This window comes from Pedobacter gandavensis (assembly GCF_014172405.1).
GTDB lineage: Bacteria > Bacteroidota > Bacteroidia > Sphingobacteriales > Sphingobacteriaceae > Pedobacter > Pedobacter gandavensis.
Genome location: NZ_WNXC01000003.1, coordinates 446,840 through 466,063 on the forward strand (window position 1 = coordinate 446,840; position 19,224 = coordinate 466,063).

A 19,224-nucleotide genomic window follows, 5' to 3' on the forward strand; every position below is an offset into this window, starting at 1 on the left:
AAAACGATATGCCCCATGAAAATAGGGCATTAAAATATAGGACACAAAAAAAGGGTTTTTAAATTGAACCTTTAAAAACCCCTTTCATCATCTTTATATTTTTTTGATTAACGTTCAGCTGGTGTAAAAACCTGCATAATCAAGTTCCAGTTATGGTCAGCCTGACGCTCATAAATAAATACGTAATTGAAGCTTTCTCTTAGGTCTGCCTTATAATCAATAGTGGCAACACCATAGGTATAGGCCATATCTCCACCTTGTGCCTTATCAGCTTTAGTGGTTTTAAGCGTCATATTCTTCACCATACCATTGTAAAAAGCCATTGCTTTATCTTTTCCAATGATTGGCTCATATCCAGGGAACAATACTCTGACATCAGGATTTAAAAAACTTGCAAAAGCAACTACGCCATAAGATTTCAAAGTGGTATTTAACGTTTTTTCTGTGGTCACCAAGATCTCGGTTCCCGCATTTCTTTGTTTATCTGTTGCAAATTTAGGCTTAAAGAATTCTTTAGGCTCGATAAATAAGCTTTCTGATTTATTCAATGCCTTGTTGTGCGTCACACCAAGATCCATTGCCAATTCCCATTTACCATCTTTTTCTTTCCAGATCGATAGGTATTGTCCATAGGCTTTCTCAGCGCCATTATCTGTAAATGGTCCTGTCGTAAAACCCCAGTCGCCACTCTTAGCAACTCTTGCATAAGTTGGTGTCCAGCTTAAGCTTTTAGTATCCGCTGCGGTAGCATAATAACTTTTTGCATTCACAGGATTCGGTCTGAATACCAGGGCATCATTTGATGAAAAAGTAGTGAAAGCACTTTTGGCACCATGCTTTGCCAGACTTTCTGCAAATTCTTTCTCTGCTTTAACAAGAGATTTAGTGGTTCCGTCTGATTTTTGCGCGTAGGCACCAACCGTCATAGAAAGGGCTACTACAGTATAAAGGATTTTATTGATCATGATTTGAAATAGTTTGAATAATATTTTTGTTTTTCCGAACATCTTGCTAAAATCTACCTGATCCGAATAAGTTTAGGGCAGATCGCTTTAGCACAAAAATGTTTGATACGAATATAATAGTTCTGAGAATTCTGAATGCTAAAAGTAATTAACAATTAAACATTGTTAGGCTTTATTCCAGGTTGTTCCATCTTTACTGTCTTTCAACTGGATTCCCATACTTTGAAGTCCCAGGCGGATTTTATCAGAAGTTGCATAATCTTTGTTCTCCTTTGCAGTCTTACGCAAGTCGATCACCATATCCAACACAGAGTTCAGTTCAATATTAGCACTTTCCTCGTCTTTTAGTCCGAATATATCATAGACAAAATCCTGCATCAGTTTCTTTAACTTATCTAATTCTACAACGGATATCTTTCCTTTACCGTCATGAACTGTGTTGATGATTCTGCTGGCTTCAAATAACTCAGCAATTACGACCGGGCTATTGAAATCATCATTCATTGCTTTTACACAATGCTCAGCAATTGGATCGATTTCAAAATCACTGCTTTCCGATGGGCTCAATTTATCTAATAAACTCAAGGCATTCATCAATCTTTTGAAACCTTTTTCTGAAGCATCTAAAGCCTCGTTTGAAAAATCAAGTGTACTGCGGTAATGTGCCTGTAACATGAAAAATTTCACGGTCATCGGGCTAAATCCCTTTTCCAGTAAGTCATGATCCCCAGTAAATAATTGTTCTGGTAGAAATCCGTTACCTGCACTTTTAGACATCCTGGTTCCATTTACGGTAAGCATATTGGTATGCATCCAGTATTTGGCCGGTTGTTTATGACTGCAAGCTTCAGATTGCGCAATTTCATTGGTATGGTGCGTTGCTGCAAGGTCCATTCCACCTCCATGAATATCGAATTCTGCGCCAAGGTATTTCGCGCTCATTGCGGAACATTCAATGTGCCATCCTGGAAAACCTTCTCCCCATGGGGAAGCCCAGCGCATCAATGTTTCTGGCTTTGCTTTAATCCAAAGTGCAAAATCCAATCTCCCACGTTTTTCATCCTGTCCACCCAGTTCTCTGGTATTGGCCAGCATATCTTCCAGGTTTCTATTGGTAAGAATCGTGTAGTTATAAGTTTTACTATATTTTTCTACATCAAAATAGATGGTGCCATTCGCTTCGTAGGCATAACCATTATTCATGATCTCTTTGATCATTTCAATCTGCTCGATGATGTGTCCGGTTGCGGTAGGCTCAATGCTTGGGGGCAGTGTATTGAACATTCTCAATACATCGTGGAAGCCCAAAGTATACTTTTGTACAATTTCCATGGGCTCCAATTGCTCCAGCTTTGCTCTTTTCGCGAATTTGTCATCACCTTCATCACGATCACCTTCCAAATGGCCGGCATCGGTAATGTTGCGCACATAGCGAACTTTATATCCACTATATTTCAAATACCTGAAGATCAAATCAAAAGAGATGAACGTACGACAATTGCCCAGATGAACATCACTATAAACAGTAGGTCCGCACACATACATACCTACATGAGGTGCGTTTAGCGGTTCAAAAAGTTCCTTTTTACGTGTTAGGGTATTGTAGAGCTGTAAGCCTGTATTCATCTTGCAAAGGTAAAAATTTTAGGGTGTTAATATCAAATCACTGCGAACAGGAAAATGATCTGACAATTTAGCGGGAATCACGAGGTGATTCAACACTTTTATGTCTTTTGTAGTAGCAATATAATCAATTTGGAAGTTAGGAAACTTACCATTGTAGGTTCTCCCCAATCCAGTTCCTTCTTTTTGAAAGGTATTGTGTAGTGATTTTGTCAATTGAGTCACGGCATAAGAGGCTGGTGTATCGTTAAAATCACCGGCAATCAAAAAGGAAGTCGGGCATTTTGCCATATGCTCCTTCATGATGTCAACCTGCTCACTCCGCTTTAAAAAGGCATTTCTAAGCAACACCAGTATTCTTTTCGAAGGCTTAATCTCTGCATCCATTTTTTTCGCTACCTGATCAATATAGCTATAATCCTGCTTATCAAAAGAGATGGATTGCAAATGAATATTGTATACCCTTAGTTTCTTTTGATCTACTTCAATATCTACAAAAATACTGGCATTGCCACCGAAGTTTGGTCCGAAAGCAATTGTTCCGGTATCTTTAATCGGATATCGCGAGAAGATGGCCAGCCCGGTTGCCTCATAATCATTCTTACTAGAGGGCACGAAGAAAAAATGTTTGGTTTTAAGAATTCTTTTCAGACTATCAGTGATGTCAAAAGACCCTTTTTTACGGGTAAAGTATTCCTGAAAACAAATGACATCAGGGTTTTCTTTTTCGATGAGTTCCAGCATTTGCTGTTTCACAGACTCTACATTTCCCAATCCATAAGGTTTGAAACTATGCACATTGTAAGTCATCATTCTCAGCGATTTTGGATCGTATTTAGGCCCTTTATCAGACTCCCCAAAAACACCTATTGTGGCGGTTAACGCTTGCCAGCCAACCAGAATCAGGGCAAAGGTTCCCAAGGCAAATAGCCAGCGTTTGCGCAGGCACCACCAGACCACCATAAAAATATTGAAGAAGAGAATAAAAGGGTAAGCCAGTCCGAAGAAAGCAATCAATTGATATTTTCGGGGATCAAATCGACCTGCCAGGAAGCCTAGCACTAAACAAAGTGCTAAAACAACCGCAAGTAAACGCAGCAGTTTATCCAAAAATGTAGGCTTTGATTTCTTCATTAATGTTTGCTGGCCTTAAACAAAGTTTCCTTCTCTTCCTTACTTAACCTATCGTATCCTGATTTAGAAATCTTGTCTAATATCGCATCTACTTCCTGCTGATTTACGGAAGCTGGTTTATTTTTCGTTGTAGATTTTGAAGGCTCATTTCTAACCACCCTTAGCTTAGGTTTTCTTTTAAACAGTTTACTCCAATCTTTCCCTTTTTGCAATAAGGTAATGTAAGTAAAACCGAATAAAGCGCCACCAATATGAGTGAAACTTCCTCCAGCATTCGCAGAAGCCAGGCTAACCAGCTCCATTGCAACATAAGCCATGGCCAGGTACTTCAGTTTAATATCACCTAATAAAAACAACCTCATGCCATAATCAGGCACTAAGGTCGCCGTAGCCACGATGACAGCCATTACAGAAGCAGAAGCCCCAATGACGGTTGCCGTTTCCACCGTTTCTGAAAAAACCGGAAATAGGTGATACGCCAGGGTATACATGGCTGCACCAGCAATACCTCCTGCGAGGTATACAAAATGAAACTGTCTTGGTTTTAAGAAATCCAGGAAGATCCTACCCAACCAGAATAACCAGAGCATATTGAACAATAGGTGCAGGAAACCATCATGAAAAAACTGATAGGTGATCACCGTATAAAACCGTGTTGGCAATTTGGCTATGGAGGCCGGATAGCCCATATACTCTCTGATAAAGGCCGGAAAATCAACCGATCCTAAACCCGACAGGAAGAAAGGAATTCCTAAGAATGCCACGATCAAAAAGATCAGTACATTGATGCCAATGTAAAAAAACACCGGATTCCCCGATTGAAACACTTTGTATTTCAGTTCTTCAAAAAAAGACTTATTCATAGTATTTAAAAAATCTATTGTTGTCCTTGTCTTTCCACAATTTAACCAGTATAAACCCTAATAATGCGCCACCAAGATGTGCATAATGGGCAATTGAGTCGCCGGGAACACGTGCAACTCCTAATGATAATTCCATTAAAATATATACAGGGATAATATATTTCGCTTTCACCGGAATCGGAATAAACATGATGTACATTTCCGTATTCGGATACAACATCCCAAAGGCTACCAGTAATCCGAAAATAGCTCCGGAAGCACCTACCATTGGGAAACCATAAATCCCGATCAGGGTGTCTCTTGCTTCTGCAGAAATACCAGGAACACCAACCTGTGCCATCCCTCTGGTCAAATCAACCAGCACTGGGTTGTGAAAAACAGAGCCGGTGATTTGGTACACTTCATAGGCCTGTACACCCATTTGCAGGGCTACTGCACCCAATCCGGTAATCAGGTAGAAATTAATAAAGCGTTTCGTTCCCCACCTGCTTTCAATGACACCACCGAACATAAACAGGGCAAACATATTGAAGAAAATATGCATAATATCACCATGCATAAACATGTAAGTGATGGGCTGCCAGATTCTAAAAAACTGGGAATCGAAGTAAAAAGCACCCAACAAATAGTCCAGGTCAATACCTGCATTCTTCATTACAAACTTCGCAGCAAAAAATAGCGCATTAATAATGAGCAGGTTTTTGACTACCGGTGGGATATGGATATTGTTCATCGTCGCTTATTTATCAAATTTTTTATCAAGTTCAGTTAGTCCGATGGTTTGAATGACCGGCTTCCCACTAATGCTAAAGTTAGGCGTCTGACAAGCAAAAAGTTGCTCAATCAGTGTATTCATTTCTTGTTGTCCTAAAACGGCACCGCTTTTAATGGCGCTGTTTTTTGCCATACTTCTGGCCAGGGCATCTCTTTTACTCAGTTTAAGCTCTTGTTGAGAGTTTTTAAACCCTTCAATCAGGTGCTCAAATAACTGCGTTTCATTGCCATTGTTATTCCCTAAATCTACAGGAATTCCTTCAATGATTAAGGTGTTCTTTCCGAACTCCCGAACCTCAAAGCCAAGACTTTTAATGTCTTCCAGTAAGCTCTTTGCCAATTCAAAATCATTCGGACTTAAAGTGACCGTTTGTGGGAATAAGCTTTGCTGTGATGCTCCTTTACGATCATCCAGATGTCTGCTGAAACGTTCATAAAGAATGCGTTCATGTGCCGCCTGCTGGTCGATCAGCATCAAACCAGATTTAATCTGCGAGATGATGTAACGATTGTGCAGTTGCATCAATTGCTTCTGAACAGGCACTAAAGAATCATCAGGTAATACTGCTGCTCCGGGCAATTCGATCGCCGTCTGCTGTGCGGTTTCCGCATGATTGGCTACTTCATATAAAGCACCCCAGCCCTTTGTACTTGGTACAATCGCTGCACTGGCATCTCTGGAAGCACCGTTCCCGGTTCTTGGGAAAGTTGGCGCAGGATCTCTGCTCGGTTTATCCGCAGCAAAAGGGTTAAAGTCCGGGTTAAAGCTGATGCTTGGTGGCACAATTTCTTCCGGTGCTTTATGGGTAATCATGCCGCTAAATCCGGTTTCCTGGTCAAAATCAATCGTCGGACTGATGTTAAATCTACCAATAGAACGTTTAACTGCAGAATGTAGAATCGCATAAATTGATTTCTCGTCCAGATATTTGATCTCCGTTTTTGTAGGATGCACATTTACATCAATCTTTCCGGGATCAATATCAATGAACAACACATACATCGGAAAGTGGTCATCAGGCAATAAATCTTCATAGGATTTGCTCACTGCATGGTTCAAATAAGCATCTTTAATGTACCTGTTGTTGACAAAAAAGAACTGCTCTCCCCTTGTTTTTTTAGCAAATTCCGGCTTTCCTATAAAGCCTTTGATATTGATGATACTGGTTTCCTCTTCTACAGGAATCAGTCGCTGGTTATAATTATTTCCAAACAGATGAACAATTCTTTGCTTCATGCCCGAAGCAGGTAAGCGGTGAATTTCTACGCCATCATGGTTTAAGCTAAAAGCAATTCTTGGATTGGCCAGGGAAATACGCTGAAATTCCTCCAGGATATGGCGCATTTCTGCAGAGGTACTCTTCAAAAAGTTTCTTCTGGCAGGCGTATTATAAAAAAGATTTTTCACAGAAATACTGGTCCCCACTGGAGTAGCTACAGGCTCCTGATTGGTCACCACAGATCCTTCAATTTGTACCATCGTCCCCAGCTCATCTTCATGTCTGCGGGTTTTCATTTCTATCTGTGCAATTGCTGCAATAGAAGCCATGGCTTCACCTCTGAAACCCATGGTACGAATGGCAAATAAATCTTCTGCTTTCTTGACTTTTGAAGTGGCATGGCGCTCAAAACACATACGTGCATCTGTTACACTCATTCCACAACCATTGTCTATCACCTGAATCAATGCCTTACCGGCATCTTTTAAAATCAACTGTATCTTTTTTGCACCTGCATCTATCGCATTCTCTAAAAGCTCTTTCACGGCTGATGCCGGTCGTTGCACCACCTCTCCGGCCGCGATTTGATTGGCTACACTATCCGGTAAAAGTTGTATTATATCTGACATTTATTTCTCTCTGGTAAAGGTTGCTAATTTAGGGAAAATAAGCCTCAATCCTCAGTTTTCATTTGTTAATAATTTGTCTTTTAATGCCTATTTCTGTTTTATTTGTTCCTTTTTCTATCTTTATCGACAGGAAATAACGGCTATTGGCCCGGGTATGGAAAGGCTGCTGTTTCTGAATGCAAATACATAACCAGCAGATCTGAGGGTATATCTCTTAATTTTGGCATCACCAAGACCATAACCAGGATTCCGAAATCCGAAACCCAGCTTAAAAACATACCCTAATGGAGAAAAAATATAGCAGAAAAAGCAACCTTGCAGGAATCATAGCCACGAGCTTCATGGCCTTGTTCACCTTCAGTGCCTGTGCGCAGAACCATCAACAAAACCAGCAAAAGATTGGTATTTTCAACAATATCAGCAGCAATACGGTATTACTCAACAATGAAACACAACTGATTCCTTTAACCGCATTGAATCAGAAAAACATCGCTGCAGTTAGCCTGGAATTCAATTACCGATCTTCCTTCGACAGTCTTTTAAATAAATACGCAAAGGTCAGCAGCTTCTCCTCTGATGCCTATCAGGCCTATAGCACGCTTGATGAACTGGAAGATGACCTTAAATATTTCAACCTCGTAATTGTCGCCTTACCCGCCTCGGCGATGAACAATCCCAGAAATGCCAATTTCATTAACAGTCTCGCCAAAAGCAAAAAGATCATTGTTTCTTTATTTGGCGAAACGGGGAGCCTATTGGCATTAGATGGCATTAATACCCCTATTGTCTGGGCCAATCAAAACAATGAAGAAGCAGCCCTCACTGTTCCTCAAATGATTTTTGGTGGCATCCCATTTACTAAAAAACTAACTGCCAGCTACTCTTCAAAATACACCGTCGGGCAAGGTGCCAGCACCAGTCAGACCCGATTAAAATATACCCTTCCTGAAGATGCAGGTGTAAACTCCGACAACCTCAGAGAGATCGATAACATTGCCAATGAAGCCATTCGTGAAAAAGCGGCTCCGGGAATTGTGGTATTGGTCGCGAAAGATGGAAAAGTAATTTTCAACAAAGCTTATGGCAATCATACCTATACCAACGGCCTGACGGAAAAGGTAACTGACATCTTTGATTTAGCCTCACTCACCAAAACTACAGCCACCACCCCTACCGTGATGCGCTTATTTGAAGAGCACAAGCTCAACCTAGACACCAATATCGGCGCATACATTCCAAGAGCCAGATTATCACCAATGAACCCGATTAAAGTTCGTGAAGTGATGTTGCACCAGGCAGGATTCATCCCTTTCATTCCCTTCCATGATTTTATAAAACCTGGAGATTACAGCAGAGATTCCAGTGCGGCCTTCCCTACTAAGGTGGCAGACAATTATTACATCAAAAAAGGATTTTTCAAGGATGTGATGTGGCCTAAAATGCTGAACTCGCCAATTAGAACCCGAGGAAAATACGTGTACAGCGACATCAGCATGTATGTCATGAAAGAAATCTGTGAACGCCTGAGTGGCGTGCCTTTGGATACCTATGTCTGGGAGAATTTCTACAAGCCACTCGGGATGCAAACCGCAGGTTTTTTACCTAGAAACCGTTTTTCAAAAGACCAGATTGTACCCACCGAACAGGATAACTATTTCAGAAAAACCTTGTTAGAAGGTTACGTTCATGATCAGGGAGCTGCATTAGCAGGCGGTGTTTCTGGCCATGCCGGTTTATTTTCCAGTGCAAACGACCTGGCCATCATCTATCAGATGTTATTGAACAAAGGCAGCTATGGCGGCACTCAATATTTCCAACCACAAACCGTAGATATGTTTACAAAAAAACAATCTGATGTAAGCAGAAGAGGTTTAGGATTTGACAGATGGGATCCAGATGCGACAAAGAAATACCCTTCTGAACTGGCCTCTCCACTGACCTTTGGCCACACTGGATACACGGGAACAGCAGTCTGGGTTGACCCTGCAAAAGGACTGGTCTACATTTTTCTATCCAACAGAGTAAATCCCACTGTATCAGAGAAGTTAGGTAATTTAAAGATCAGACCTAGAATCCAGGATGCGATTTACAAAGCCTTTGAAAAAGGAAATAATTAATTCATTTTTTCGTAAATTAGGTTACGTACAAAACTTAATTCTATTCAAATGAAAAAGTTAACATTAACTGTTGTGGCTTTGCTATTGCTGGCCATAACCAACCGGGCTCAAGCTCAGGATGACGCCATGATGAAAGCATGGCAAGCCTATATGACCCCTGGTGATGTACACAAAATGATTGCTAAAGATGATGGAAAGTGGGATGGAGAAGTAACCATGTGGATGGCACCTGATGCGCCGCCCACAAAAAGTAAAAGCAGCTGCACAAATACGATGATCATGGGGGGCCGTTATCAGAAATCTATGCACGTAGGAAACATGATGGGAATGCCTTTTGAAGGCATGGGCCTGTTGGGCTATGACAATTCAAAAAAAGTCTTCGTTTCTAGCTGGATAGACAACATGGGTACAGGTATCATGAACATGGAAGGTACTTGGGACGATGCCAACAAAACCATCAACTTTACCGGAAAATGTGTTGATCCCATGACCGGCAAAGACATGGACGTTCGTGAAGTGTTTAAATTTGTAGACAAAGACCATCAAATGATGGAAATGTATTGCAGCACGGATGGAAAAGAAATGAAAACCATGGAAATCAAACTCAGCAGAAGAAAATAAGTAGCACAGCCTATTTATAAAAAAAGGGACCAATATAGATTGATCCCTTTTTTTATACTTCATGAAATACTTACATTTTTTTCAAGCCGATTTCGCGTAAACGCTCGTCAAGATATTCACCTGCAGTCATATCTGAATACACTTTAGGATGTGCTTCATCCACTGTAGATGGCAAACTTGTCAGGTCCATATTTGCACGTGGGTGCAAAAAGAAAGGAACTGAAAAACGAGATGTTTTCATCAACTCAACTGGCGGATTCACCACTCTATGTGTAGTAGAACGTAATTTGTTGTTCGTTAAACGTTGCAACATATCACCTACATTCACGACAATATCCGTATGACCAGCTTTGATAGGCAACCATTCATTGCTACGAGTCAATACTTCTAAACCATCTGCACTAGCACCAATTAACAAGGTAATCAGGTTAATGTCTTCATGGGCACCTGCACGCACTGCATCAGGAGCCAATAACTCTGGATGTTCAATTGGGAAATAGTGAATCCCTCTTAAAATAGAATTACCATTATGTACATGCTTATCGAAATAATCGATAGGTAAAGAAAGGTAAGTCGCAATTGCGCGTAATAAATGTTTACCATTCTCTTCTAAACGTTGGTAAATTTCACGGGTTACCGCATTAAATTCAGGAAGTTCTTCTAATACTTCATTTGCTGGATATTCCGACTTAATAGGATCATTATCCATCACTTCCTGACCAATTTGCCAGAATTCTTTCAGGTCTGCTGTTTTAGCACCTTTAGCAGTTTCTTTTCCAGGGCTGGTATAACCACGCTGACCGGCAAGTTCTGCTCTTTCATATTTTTTCTTCTGCTCAGGGCTCAGGCCAAAAACACCTTTAATGTTGGCATAAAGCTTATCAATCAGTTCCTGATCTACACCATGATTAGTGATGGTTACAAAACCAGAATCATTAAAAGCTCTGCCCAATTCATCAGAGAATTTTTTACGCTGCGCATCATCGCCATTGATGTAAGAGCCCAGGTCTAAACTAGGAATATAAGGTGTTGACATATCGATATTTTTATAGGTACTAACGCTGCAAATTTAAGAAAGTATTGTTAATAAATGTTAAATATCCACACAAATGAAAAGCAAACCACTGAAAACAACTAGATTAAGTTATGCACATTTCAAGAAGCCCTCCCGTAATTTATCAGTTAATTGTAATATAGCTGAAGAAGCTAGTCCTTACTAAAACTATAAACACGACACTTACGTATTATATTTTGAATTGTTTTCAACTTTTCCTTACTACCATGAAGTATTTATCAATTATGATCTTAGTCCTCCTATCTGCAGGCCATGCAGATGCACAATCAAAAAAACTACAGAAAGCCACATTTGGCATGGGCTGTTTCTGGTGTTCAGAAGCACTTTTCCAGCGCCTGGATGGAGTGACTTCCGTTAGGTCAGGCTATGAAGGCGGATCCGTTGCCAATCCCAGTTATGAAGAGGTGTGTACCGGCACAACCGGACACGCAGAAGTCATTGAGCTGACCTATGATCCTGCGAAAATTAAATATGACGATTTACTTGAAGTATTCTGGAAAAGTCATGACCCGACAACCTTAAACCGTCAGGGTGCAGATGTGGGTACACAATACCGATCAGTTATTTTCTACCATAATGACGAACAAAAACAAATCGCTGAAAAGTATAAAAAGGAACTCAATGACACGCGTGCTTATGGGAAGCCGGTAGTGACCGCCATAGATAAAGCCAGCGCATTTTATGTAGCAGAAGGGTACCACCAGGATTATTTCAACAAAAATTCCAATCAGCCTTATTGCAGACTGGTCATCCTCCCAAAACTGGAAAAACTAGAAAAGGTTTTTAAAGCGAAATTGAAGCCACATTAATCAACAGATCTGGTTAAGCAGGTCAAACATATTTACCTTAAAATCGTTTAAAAGGCAAGGCAACACCTGCAAAAACGATCTATTATGAAAATAAACAACTTAACACTCGCCATCATTCCTATGTTTTTTATAGCCTGCAATAGCGATCAAAAAGCCAGCAGTACCAGCGACAGCACACACAAAACGGAAGAAACCGCCTCAAAAGACCCACACAATGCACAAAACTCATTAGATTGGGCTGGTACTTATACAGGTGTTACTCCTTGTGCGGATTGCGAAGGCATTCAAACAGAATTAACATTAAACCCTGACATGACCTATATCCTGAAAACCAATTACATGGGTAGAGATACCCATTTTCCGGAGGATCGTGGCACCTTTAAATGGGACAGCACTGGGTCAAAAGTAGAACTCATTGGATTAAAAGATGGCCCAAACCTATTTTTCGTAGGAGAAAATACGGTTAGGCTATTAGATATGGAAGGAAAAGAGGTTACAGGTCCACTTGCAGATCATTACGTACTGAAGAAAATAAAATAAAGGATTCGAATACTATTCTAAAATAAAAAAGCATGCAAATGCCCCCATAAGTTTAACTTTTTGGGGGCATTACAAAACTTGTTCTTGGCAATTCCAAAGCAATCGCCAGGCTATTCATTAAGGGAATTTAACTCCTCTATACCTCGTTACATCAACAACAGGAATAGAAGAACCATATTTTCCATTGATCGCTCTGATAAATTCATTGGCCACCAAAGCATAACCCATTGGAGTAAGGTGTATCCCATCTAAAGAGAAAAGATTTCCAGTGATGTAGGCTGCACTTATTGGTACACCGTTCACTACTTTACCCGCACCATATTCTTTTAATAACGCATAAGCATCCACGACAGCCAGACCTTTACTTGCTGCCACCGACTTAATTGTGTTGTTATAAGCACTCACGTAATCAGCAACTATCGCTGCCTCATCCTGATCCAATACCCATTGGCTCTCAATAGGATTGAAAGGACTTAGCCCATAAGGAATAGCGCCAGTTCCGATAAGATTGGCTGATGCCAACGGCAATACAAAATAATCCTTTGCCGTTGCAGCTCTGGTGGCATTTTGCCCTGTTTTAATATAAAGCGCATTTATGGTTGGCGCAGTCGCATGTACCGCAGCCAAGAGAGAAGATAGCGTAACCGTATTAAAGAAAGGAGTTGCTAAAACATCTGGAATAGTTGCAACCACCCCTTTCGCCTTATCTTTTGTCATCACATCCGCAGCTGCTGTATATAAACTAGCAAAAGCAGCTTTAGGTGTTGGCTGATCCGTAGGGTCTGCTCCTCCGGTCGTGGCATAACCCAAAATATCATTATTACCAAGCCACATACTAAAGAACGTAAATGGTTTGGCAGTCACAAAATTCAAGTAAGTCGTGTTGTTGTTATTCGGGTAATCTGTTGGCAACATGCGCTCAAAATAATTATTCAGGTTACCATATTGCGGGATATTAATGTGCGCCAGTTTAATCCCCGGCACGCCATAATTATTGATTTCACCAACATATTTGGTAAATAATTTAGGTGGAGTAGTGGTACGATAAGCGGTATGCGCATTCTGATCTCCAATAATAGGCAAACCTGCTGCCGTAAATCCAGTCAGGATTTTATATCCGGATCCATCGGCTTCTGAATCCTTAAAGAAAGGTGTATAAAAAGCACCGCCTCCAACGGATTTCATTTGACCAGCGATCATTTCCGGGAAAGAGTTCTTCTGTCCTTCCAGGTAAAGTCCATTATCCGCATAACCGGAAGTCAGGGAATTACCTATGGCAATATATCGTGAAAAATCGGCCGTTCCTTTAGATGGACTGATATCGCTCAATTCGGGTTTGCAGGAAGCCATTCCAAGAATAGCGACCGCAATCATGCTTCTAAATATGTATTTTGAGTTCATTGTGATAGGTCTGAAGAGGGTGATTAGAATTTATAAGAAAAAGAAATACCAGGAATATAAGCCAGGGTTTTAAACTCACCTGCCAATTGGGTCTCAATATTGGTTTCTTTTCTTTTCTCTACGTTTTCATACAGGAAGGAAAAATCAATATGAAACTTCTCAGACGCTTTAAATCCAATACCTGCACTTAATAAAAGACGGTTGGCATCCGGCACTTCCGGAGTCACATAACCTTCCCCTACCGGAGTAAAGGCATAGCCGATTCCTGCACGTAAGGCCAATCTATTCGTGGTTTGGTTTTGAATCCCGAAGCGTAATGCTGCAGCATCATGGTAATTTCTAGGAGAAGGAGGCGACACAAAGTTATTATTGTAATCAAAACCCAGTTCTTTGTATTTACTCCAATGTACCCAGTTTACATCAAAGGCAAGCGTAGTCTTTTCTGAAGGACTGTACCCTAAGCCCAGTGTTGTTGTGGCCGGCAAAGGAAGTTTTGCACCAAATTTAGTAGGAACACGACTTCTGATTGCATCAGGTACATCAAAGTTGGCATCACCATTCTTAACTGTAGCGGTAACTTGCGAACGGTGGGTAACTCCAATAGAGACCCCAGATACCGTTTCCACATAAATACCTGCATTCCATCCAAAATCTTTAGAATTCCCTTTAAGTTCAGCCGTAGATTGTCTGCCGTCATTTAGCGTATAAGGTAAAGCCTTTTTCAGGTCTACTTTTCCAAGTGAATAGACCAGACCACCACCAATACCAATATGATCAGTGATCTTTAAACTTATAGTTGGCTGGATATAAATGGCTTGCAGATCAAGTGAAATCACAGAATACCGACCAGTCCAATCCTCTTTCCAGTGCATTGCACCTCCAAAAGGGGTGTAAATCCCCAAACCAAAACGGAGTCTGTTTTCCGGAGATCCAAAAACCGCGTAGCCCATTATAGGGGTCGCAATCTTATCTTTATTATATTCAGTAACATTAGACCCGTTTTCACGGAAGGCAGTTTTCAAATACAGCGGGCTAATTCCTGCTTGAACGCCATTCTTTTTTAGGAAGGATACGGCACCGGGATTAAAAAAAACGGCAGCTTCATCTAAAGCAAGCCCAGTCCCAGCCCCACCCATAGCGGTTTGTTTTTGCCCTTGCAGGTTGACTTGAAAAGACTGAGCGTACCCAAGAACAGGCAATCCCAGTAAGCAACTAAGTAAAATCTTTTTCATATAGGGTTAGAATTAATTTGGTAATTATTAAACAAAATAATTTCAAGAGAGTTTTATCTAAAACTATGCTTGCATAATAATTAACGAGTTTAGGTAATTAAAAAAAATATTCCAAATCTTATTGCAAAATTCTGATCACTAAGTCAGTACCTTGATTGTACAAACGAGTATCATCTAAAAGTAAAAAGCCCGAAAGAATTGAGCTAGATCAGCGTAACATACTTACATTTGCTAACAGTGTTATTTATTTAGTCGCTATATAACTACCACTTAAAAAAAAGAACATTTTCAATAAAAAAATACTAATATGAGCTTAATTGAAGCATTAAACTGGCGCTATGCCACCAAAAAAATGAGTGGTGAGAAAGTTTCACAAGACAAAGTTGATCAGATCGTTAAAGCGGCACACCTTGCCCCTACTTCTTCTGGTTTGCAACCATTCAAGGTAATTGTGGTAACTAACCCGGAATTAAAAGAAAAAATCAAAGCGATTGCTTTCGGTCAGGAACAAATCACAGATTCTTCACACGTGTTGATTTTTGCGGCATGGGAAAACTATACCGAAGAGAACATTAGAAACGTATTTGTTAAGGGAAACCTGGAGCGTGGCTTACCAGAAGATGCAAACGGAGATTATTTAAATAGACTGGTTGCAACTTATACGGCAAAAACACCAGAAGAGAATTTTCATCATGCTGCAAAGCAAGCTTACATCGGATTCGGTGTGGCCTTGGCAGAAGCTGCTTTGTTAAAAGTTGATGCTACTCCAATGGAAGGTTTTGACCCTGCACAATTAGATGAATTACTAGGATTAAGAGAAAAAGGTCTGCGCAGCACAACTTTGTTACCTCTTGGATACAGAGCAGAAAGCGGCGACTGGTTGGTAAACCTTAAAAAGGTTCGTACTCCAATGGCTGATTTCGTAATTGAAATGAAATAACCTATAAAATCAAGCTTAAAACGCCCCTGCTGATTAAATTATCAGCAGGGGCGTTTTTTTTTAGCAAAAAGCCATAGGTAATCCACAAAGTCCCATCTTATCCACAACCCGATGTGCACAACCCAATGTGAATAACTCATTAAAACACAATAAATCAATTACTTACTATATAAAACAATTCACATTCCACTTCAAATTGATCCTGATTTCTTAATAGAATCAAACATTCATATCGGCTTACCCTTATGATTTTTTGTTTCATACGGTGTTTTCCACACAAAAACACCGTATCAGGTTAGCTTATCCACAGAATTATGTTGATAACCTGCTAACAACTTGTTAAGTCAACATTAATCAGTAGTTTAATAAAATCAACTATCCACATTTCCACAGCAACATCGCTAATTTAATCCCACAATAGCAAGCTTGATAAACTGCCCCTAACCAAACCCATTCCCGATTTTTTAAATGTCAAAATATGTTAAACATCGCTCAGCATAAGGCGATTCACTTCATAAATGAATATATTAGCCATATTAACCGTTTTTAATTATTTTGATGAGACTGATAAACTTCGTTATTGCCTTTCTTCTGCTATCCACAACTTTGCACTTCTCTGCAAATGCACAACAGGACAGTGTTGTTTTAAACAACATCATTAGCAAGACCAAAAAACTCTCCGACGAGCAACCCTTAGAAAAAGTCTATTTACATTTCGACAAACCCTATTATAGTGTTGCGGATACGATTTGGTTTAAAGCGTACCTGACTATGGAACAAAACATTCCATCACAACTAAGCAAAATTGTTTATGTGGATGTCATCAATGAGCGCGATTCCCTGGTAGAAACCATTAAAATACCGACGGTAAACAGTGTGGCTGCTGGAAATATCCCGCTAACCCCTGGCACTTATAAACAAGGTAATTATTCCATCAAAGCCTATACGGTATGGATGCTAAACTTTGGCGACCAATACTTCTTCAAAAAAAGCATTCCAATTGGAGAAGCTATAGATAAGCAGTTGATCACTCATTTCAATTATACCAATACCCAGACCGATAAAAATCAGACCATCAACGCAGTTATTCAATTCAAAAATGCGGATAATGTAGTCCTGGCTAATAAGGTAGTCAACTGGAAAGTTGTTTCAAATTATGAGACGGTGAGTAAAGGAAAAGGAACCACAGACCAGAGTGGAATTCTGAAAATTAAAATAGAAGCCCGTAAAAACGAGCTCATCACCAATGGAGAACTCATCACAGAGCTCAGCCTGACTGAAAAGGAAATCCTGACTTCCAATTTCAGTTTAAGACCTGTTAAATCAGACAATGACTTGCAATTCTTCCCTGAAGGTGGAGAGTTGGTCAATGGATTGGCTGTCAGAATCAGTTTTAAAGCCATTAATGCGAAAGGATTAGGCGCCGCTTTAACAGGAACAATCACGGATAATACAGGCAATACATTGTCTAATTTCAGTTCAAATGCCTTAGGAATGGGTTCTTTTTACCTGAATACTGAAGCAGATAAAAGCTATAAAGCGAATGTAACTTACAAGGATGGCAGTTCCAAAAGTTATGAATTACCAAAAGCCAGTCCATCGGGAATCATCACACAGATCACCAATACTGATCCCCTAAGCTTCAACTTGAAAATCCTTGCCAACGATGCGTATTTTGCACAAAACAAAGGAAAAACCTTCTTCATAATAGGTACACAGGGGGGCATGGTTTACTATGCGGCAAAAACACGACTTGCTACCCAGGTAAATTCAGCAAAAATTCCTAAAGATAAATTCCCGGCAGGAATCGTACAGGTAACCCTGCTTTCCGAAACAGGAGAGCCGATTAATGAACGACTGGCTTTCAACTATCCTAGCCAAGAAATACTATCGCTTAAAACGGATCTACCTACCTATAAACCGAGACAAAAAGTAAAATTAAGTGTGCTTCCTAAGACGCCAACCGTACCGGTGGAAGGCAGTTACTCTATATCCGTTACCGACGAGACTAAGGTTTCCGTGGATGAAGATACTGAGACTACGATTTTAAGCTCCCTGCTATTGACTTCTGATCTGCGCGGTTATGTGGAAAAACCAAATTATTATTTCCATAAAACAGACGAGAAAAAGCTGGCCGATTTAGATCTGCTATTATTAACACAAGGTTTCCGTCGTTTTGCGATGAAGGATATTTTATCAGGCAAGACTCCCCCGATCAGCTTTTTACCGGAGCAAGACATGCGCATTACCGGTACTTTAAGAGATCGTACAGGGATGCCGGTAAGAAAAGGTGCGCTACGCTTAACCGTTCCAGGAACAGGAATCTCGGCAGAAGCCATCACCAGTCCATCTGGTCTTTTTGCCTTTGGCAACCTGTCTATTCCAGATTCTTCAGAAGTGTTAATCAATGCAAAATATAGCACCAATGGTTCTAACCTAATGATCATGCTGGATGGCTCCCCTTTACCGGAAGTAGGTAAAAACATCAACCACATCGGAACAGCAGACAATATTGACAGCACTTTATCTGCTTACCTGAACAACAGTAAAAAACAATATAGCTTCCTGCGTACCTTAAAAGAAGTAAAAATTGAAGGTGCTAAAGTGAAAAAACCGAGTCATGCTGACCACTCTACCCTTGCAGGATTAAGTTCTATCAATGCTACTGTAATTGACGGTGACCGCCTAAAAGACTGTAATTCTTTGGCGATGTGTCTGCAAACGATGGCCATGGGCTTAACATATTTCGAAAACAACTTCTACGTAACCCGTGATTATCAGCAGGGCAACAAAACACCGGTAGCCATTTTCATTAATGGAATGGCTTTGGATTATATGGCACTATTGGGAGTAAATCCGAAAGATGTAGAATCTGTAGAGATCTTCACTAAAGACGATTTGGGTACCATCAACCGGATGTATAATACAAATGGCGTCTTGGTGGTAAACACAAAAAAAGTGGTGAAAAGCAATATGAGCATTGCAGATTTAAAGAAAATTCTGCCGAAGGAAAACATGCTTAAATTTAGTCCGAAAGGCTTTAGCAAACAGCGTGAATTTTATATGCCTAAATATATCAATCCTGCAAACACCTATAACTTTAATGATTTAAGAACTACGATTTACTGGAATCCTAAAGTGAATATAAATGGTACTGCTCCTACTGTATTAGAATATTGGAATGCAGATGGTAAAGGAACGTATAAAGCAGTAATTGAAGGGGTAGACAAATTCGGTAATATCAGCCGATTTGTCTACCGCTACACAGTAAAATAAAAAGG

Annotated in this window: 15 protein-coding genes; 6 read left to right on the forward strand and 9 right to left on the reverse strand. The window is 40.2% G+C overall.

Features of this window, described 5'->3' with window-relative positions; translation table 11 throughout:
- Nucleotides 1-107: 107 nt before the first annotated feature.
- The 6 genes from GM920_RS12175 to mutL all read right to left on the reverse strand — a co-directional run bounded on the left by GM920_RS12175 (nt 108) and on the right by mutL (nt 7,208).
- Nucleotides 108-965 (reverse strand): DUF4440 domain-containing protein, encoded by an 858-nt coding sequence (locus tag GM920_RS12175; RefSeq protein WP_182957487.1) that lies wholly within the window; start codon nt 963-965, stop codon nt 108-110.
- Nucleotides 966-1,130: 165 nt separating this feature from the next.
- Nucleotides 1,131-2,591 carry a cysteine--tRNA ligase gene (gene cysS, locus GM920_RS12180; RefSeq protein ID WP_182957489.1) on the reverse strand — a complete coding sequence of 487 codons (1,461 nt, stop codon included), beginning with the start codon at nt 2,589-2,591 and terminating at the stop codon, nt 1,131-1,133.
- 18 nt (nt 2,592-2,609) lie between these two features.
- Nucleotides 2,610-3,722 carry an endonuclease/exonuclease/phosphatase family protein gene (locus GM920_RS12185; RefSeq protein WP_182957491.1) on the reverse strand — a complete coding sequence of 371 codons (1,113 nt, stop codon included), beginning with the start codon at nt 3,720-3,722 and terminating at the stop codon, nt 2,610-2,612.
- The gene (locus GM920_RS12190) at nt 3,722-4,585 is read right to left on the reverse strand and encodes a rhomboid family intramembrane serine protease (RefSeq protein ID WP_182957493.1); all 864 of its coding nucleotides are present in this window, start codon (nt 4,583-4,585) and stop codon (nt 3,722-3,724) included. The genes GM920_RS12185 and GM920_RS12190 overlap by 1 nt, the downstream gene beginning before the upstream one ends.
- Nucleotides 4,578-5,318, reverse strand: a complete 741-nt coding sequence (locus GM920_RS12195) for a rhomboid family intramembrane serine protease (RefSeq protein WP_182957495.1) — start codon at nt 5,316-5,318, stop codon at nt 4,578-4,580. The genes GM920_RS12190 and GM920_RS12195 overlap by 8 nt, the downstream gene beginning before the upstream one ends.
- A 6-nt stretch (nt 5,319-5,324) precedes the next feature.
- Nucleotides 5,325-7,208: a DNA mismatch repair endonuclease MutL gene (mutL, locus tag GM920_RS12200; protein WP_182957497.1), complete on the reverse strand. Its 1,884-nt coding sequence runs from the start codon at nt 7,206-7,208 to the stop codon at nt 5,325-5,327.
- A 284-nt stretch (nt 7,209-7,492) separates the two neighbouring features.
- On the opposite strand from mutL, the gene GM920_RS12205 reads away from it, so the two are divergent.
- Both GM920_RS12205 and GM920_RS12210 read left to right on the forward strand, forming a co-directional pair.
- Nucleotides 7,493-9,325, forward strand: coding sequence for a serine hydrolase (locus GM920_RS12205; protein WP_182957499.1), 1,833 nt, complete (start codon nt 7,493-7,495; stop codon nt 9,323-9,325).
- Nucleotides 9,326-9,373: 48 nt separating this feature from the next.
- Nucleotides 9,374-9,946: a DUF1579 domain-containing protein gene (locus GM920_RS12210; RefSeq protein WP_182957501.1), complete on the forward strand. Its 573-nt coding sequence runs from the start codon at nt 9,374-9,376 to the stop codon at nt 9,944-9,946.
- A 70-nt stretch (nt 9,947-10,016) separates the two neighbouring features.
- Here the strand turns inward: GM920_RS12210 and GM920_RS12215 are convergent, their stop codons facing one another.
- Nucleotides 10,017-10,982, reverse strand: a complete 966-nt coding sequence (locus tag GM920_RS12215) for an isopenicillin N synthase family dioxygenase (RefSeq protein ID WP_182957504.1) — start codon at nt 10,980-10,982, stop codon at nt 10,017-10,019.
- A 245-nt stretch (nt 10,983-11,227) separates the two neighbouring features.
- Between GM920_RS12215 and msrA the strand changes: the two genes are divergently transcribed.
- Both msrA and GM920_RS12225 read left to right on the forward strand, forming a co-directional pair.
- Nucleotides 11,228-11,830, forward strand: coding sequence for a peptide-methionine (S)-S-oxide reductase MsrA (msrA, locus tag GM920_RS12220; protein WP_182957507.1), 603 nt, complete (start codon nt 11,228-11,230; stop codon nt 11,828-11,830).
- A gap of 84 nt (nt 11,831-11,914) precedes the next feature.
- Nucleotides 11,915-12,370, forward strand: a complete 456-nt coding sequence (locus tag GM920_RS12225; RefSeq protein ID WP_182957510.1) for a copper resistance protein NlpE — start codon at nt 11,915-11,917, stop codon at nt 12,368-12,370.
- A gap of 117 nt (nt 12,371-12,487) precedes the next feature.
- Here GM920_RS12225 and GM920_RS12230 read toward each other — a convergent pair whose 3' ends face one another.
- Nucleotides 12,488-13,771 carry an SGNH/GDSL hydrolase family protein gene (locus tag GM920_RS12230; RefSeq protein ID WP_182957513.1) on the reverse strand — a complete coding sequence of 428 codons (1,284 nt, stop codon included), beginning with the start codon at nt 13,769-13,771 and terminating at the stop codon, nt 12,488-12,490.
- Between the two features lie 23 nt (nt 13,772-13,794).
- Nucleotides 13,795-15,003 (reverse strand): OmpP1/FadL family transporter, encoded by a 1,209-nt coding sequence (locus GM920_RS12235; RefSeq protein WP_182957516.1) that lies wholly within the window; start codon nt 15,001-15,003, stop codon nt 13,795-13,797.
- Nucleotides 15,004-15,310: 307 nt separating this feature from the next.
- Here GM920_RS12235 and GM920_RS12240 point away from each other — a divergent pair, with 307 nt between their 5' ends.
- Together GM920_RS12240 and GM920_RS12245 are read left to right on the forward strand one after the other, a co-directional pair.
- Nucleotides 15,311-15,943 (forward strand): NAD(P)H-dependent oxidoreductase, encoded by a 633-nt coding sequence (locus GM920_RS12240; RefSeq protein ID WP_182957519.1) that lies wholly within the window; start codon nt 15,311-15,313, stop codon nt 15,941-15,943.
- 558 nt (nt 15,944-16,501) lie between these two features.
- Complete coding sequence (locus GM920_RS12245; protein ID WP_182957522.1) at nt 16,502-19,219, forward strand: carboxypeptidase-like regulatory domain-containing protein; 2,718 nt, start codon at nt 16,502-16,504, stop codon at nt 19,217-19,219.
- Nucleotides 19,220-19,224 lie beyond the last annotated feature (5 nt).

Coding starts and splice junctions, on each gene's coding strand:
- GM920_RS12210 (WP_182957501.1), top strand. CDS start 9,374: ATGAAAAAGTTAACATTAACTGTTGTGGCTTTGCTATTGCTGGCCATA.
- GM920_RS12175 (WP_182957487.1), bottom strand. CDS start 965: ATGATCAATAAAATCCTTTATACTGTAGTAGCCCTTTCTATGACGGTT.
- GM920_RS12195 (WP_182957495.1), bottom strand. CDS start 5,318: ATGAACAATATCCATATCCCACCGGTAGTCAAAAACCTGCTCATTATT.
- GM920_RS12235 (WP_182957516.1), bottom strand. CDS start 15,003: ATGAAAAAGATTTTACTTAGTTGCTTACTGGGATTGCCTGTTCTTGGG.
- GM920_RS12240 (WP_182957519.1), top strand. CDS start 15,311: ATGAGCTTAATTGAAGCATTAAACTGGCGCTATGCCACCAAAAAAATG.
- GM920_RS12215 (WP_182957504.1), bottom strand. CDS start 10,982: ATGTCAACACCTTATATTCCTAGTTTAGACCTGGGCTCTTACATCAAT.
- mutL (WP_182957497.1), bottom strand. CDS start 7,208: ATGTCAGATATAATACAACTTTTACCGGATAGTGTAGCCAATCAAATC.
- GM920_RS12185 (WP_182957491.1), bottom strand. CDS start 3,722: ATGAAGAAATCAAAGCCTACATTTTTGGATAAACTGCTGCGTTTACTT.
- GM920_RS12225 (WP_182957510.1), top strand. CDS start 11,915: ATGAAAATAAACAACTTAACACTCGCCATCATTCCTATGTTTTTTATA.
- GM920_RS12190 (WP_182957493.1), bottom strand. CDS start 4,585: ATGAATAAGTCTTTTTTTGAAGAACTGAAATACAAAGTGTTTCAATCG.
- msrA (WP_182957507.1), top strand. CDS start 11,228: ATGAAGTATTTATCAATTATGATCTTAGTCCTCCTATCTGCAGGCCAT.
- cysS (WP_182957489.1), bottom strand. CDS start 2,591: ATGAATACAGGCTTACAGCTCTACAATACCCTAACACGTAAAAAGGAA.
- GM920_RS12205 (WP_182957499.1), top strand. CDS start 7,493: ATGGAGAAAAAATATAGCAGAAAAAGCAACCTTGCAGGAATCATAGCC.
- GM920_RS12245 (WP_182957522.1), top strand. CDS start 16,502: ATGAGACTGATAAACTTCGTTATTGCCTTTCTTCTGCTATCCACAACT.
- GM920_RS12230 (WP_182957513.1), bottom strand. CDS start 13,771: ATGAACTCAAAATACATATTTAGAAGCATGATTGCGGTCGCTATTCTT.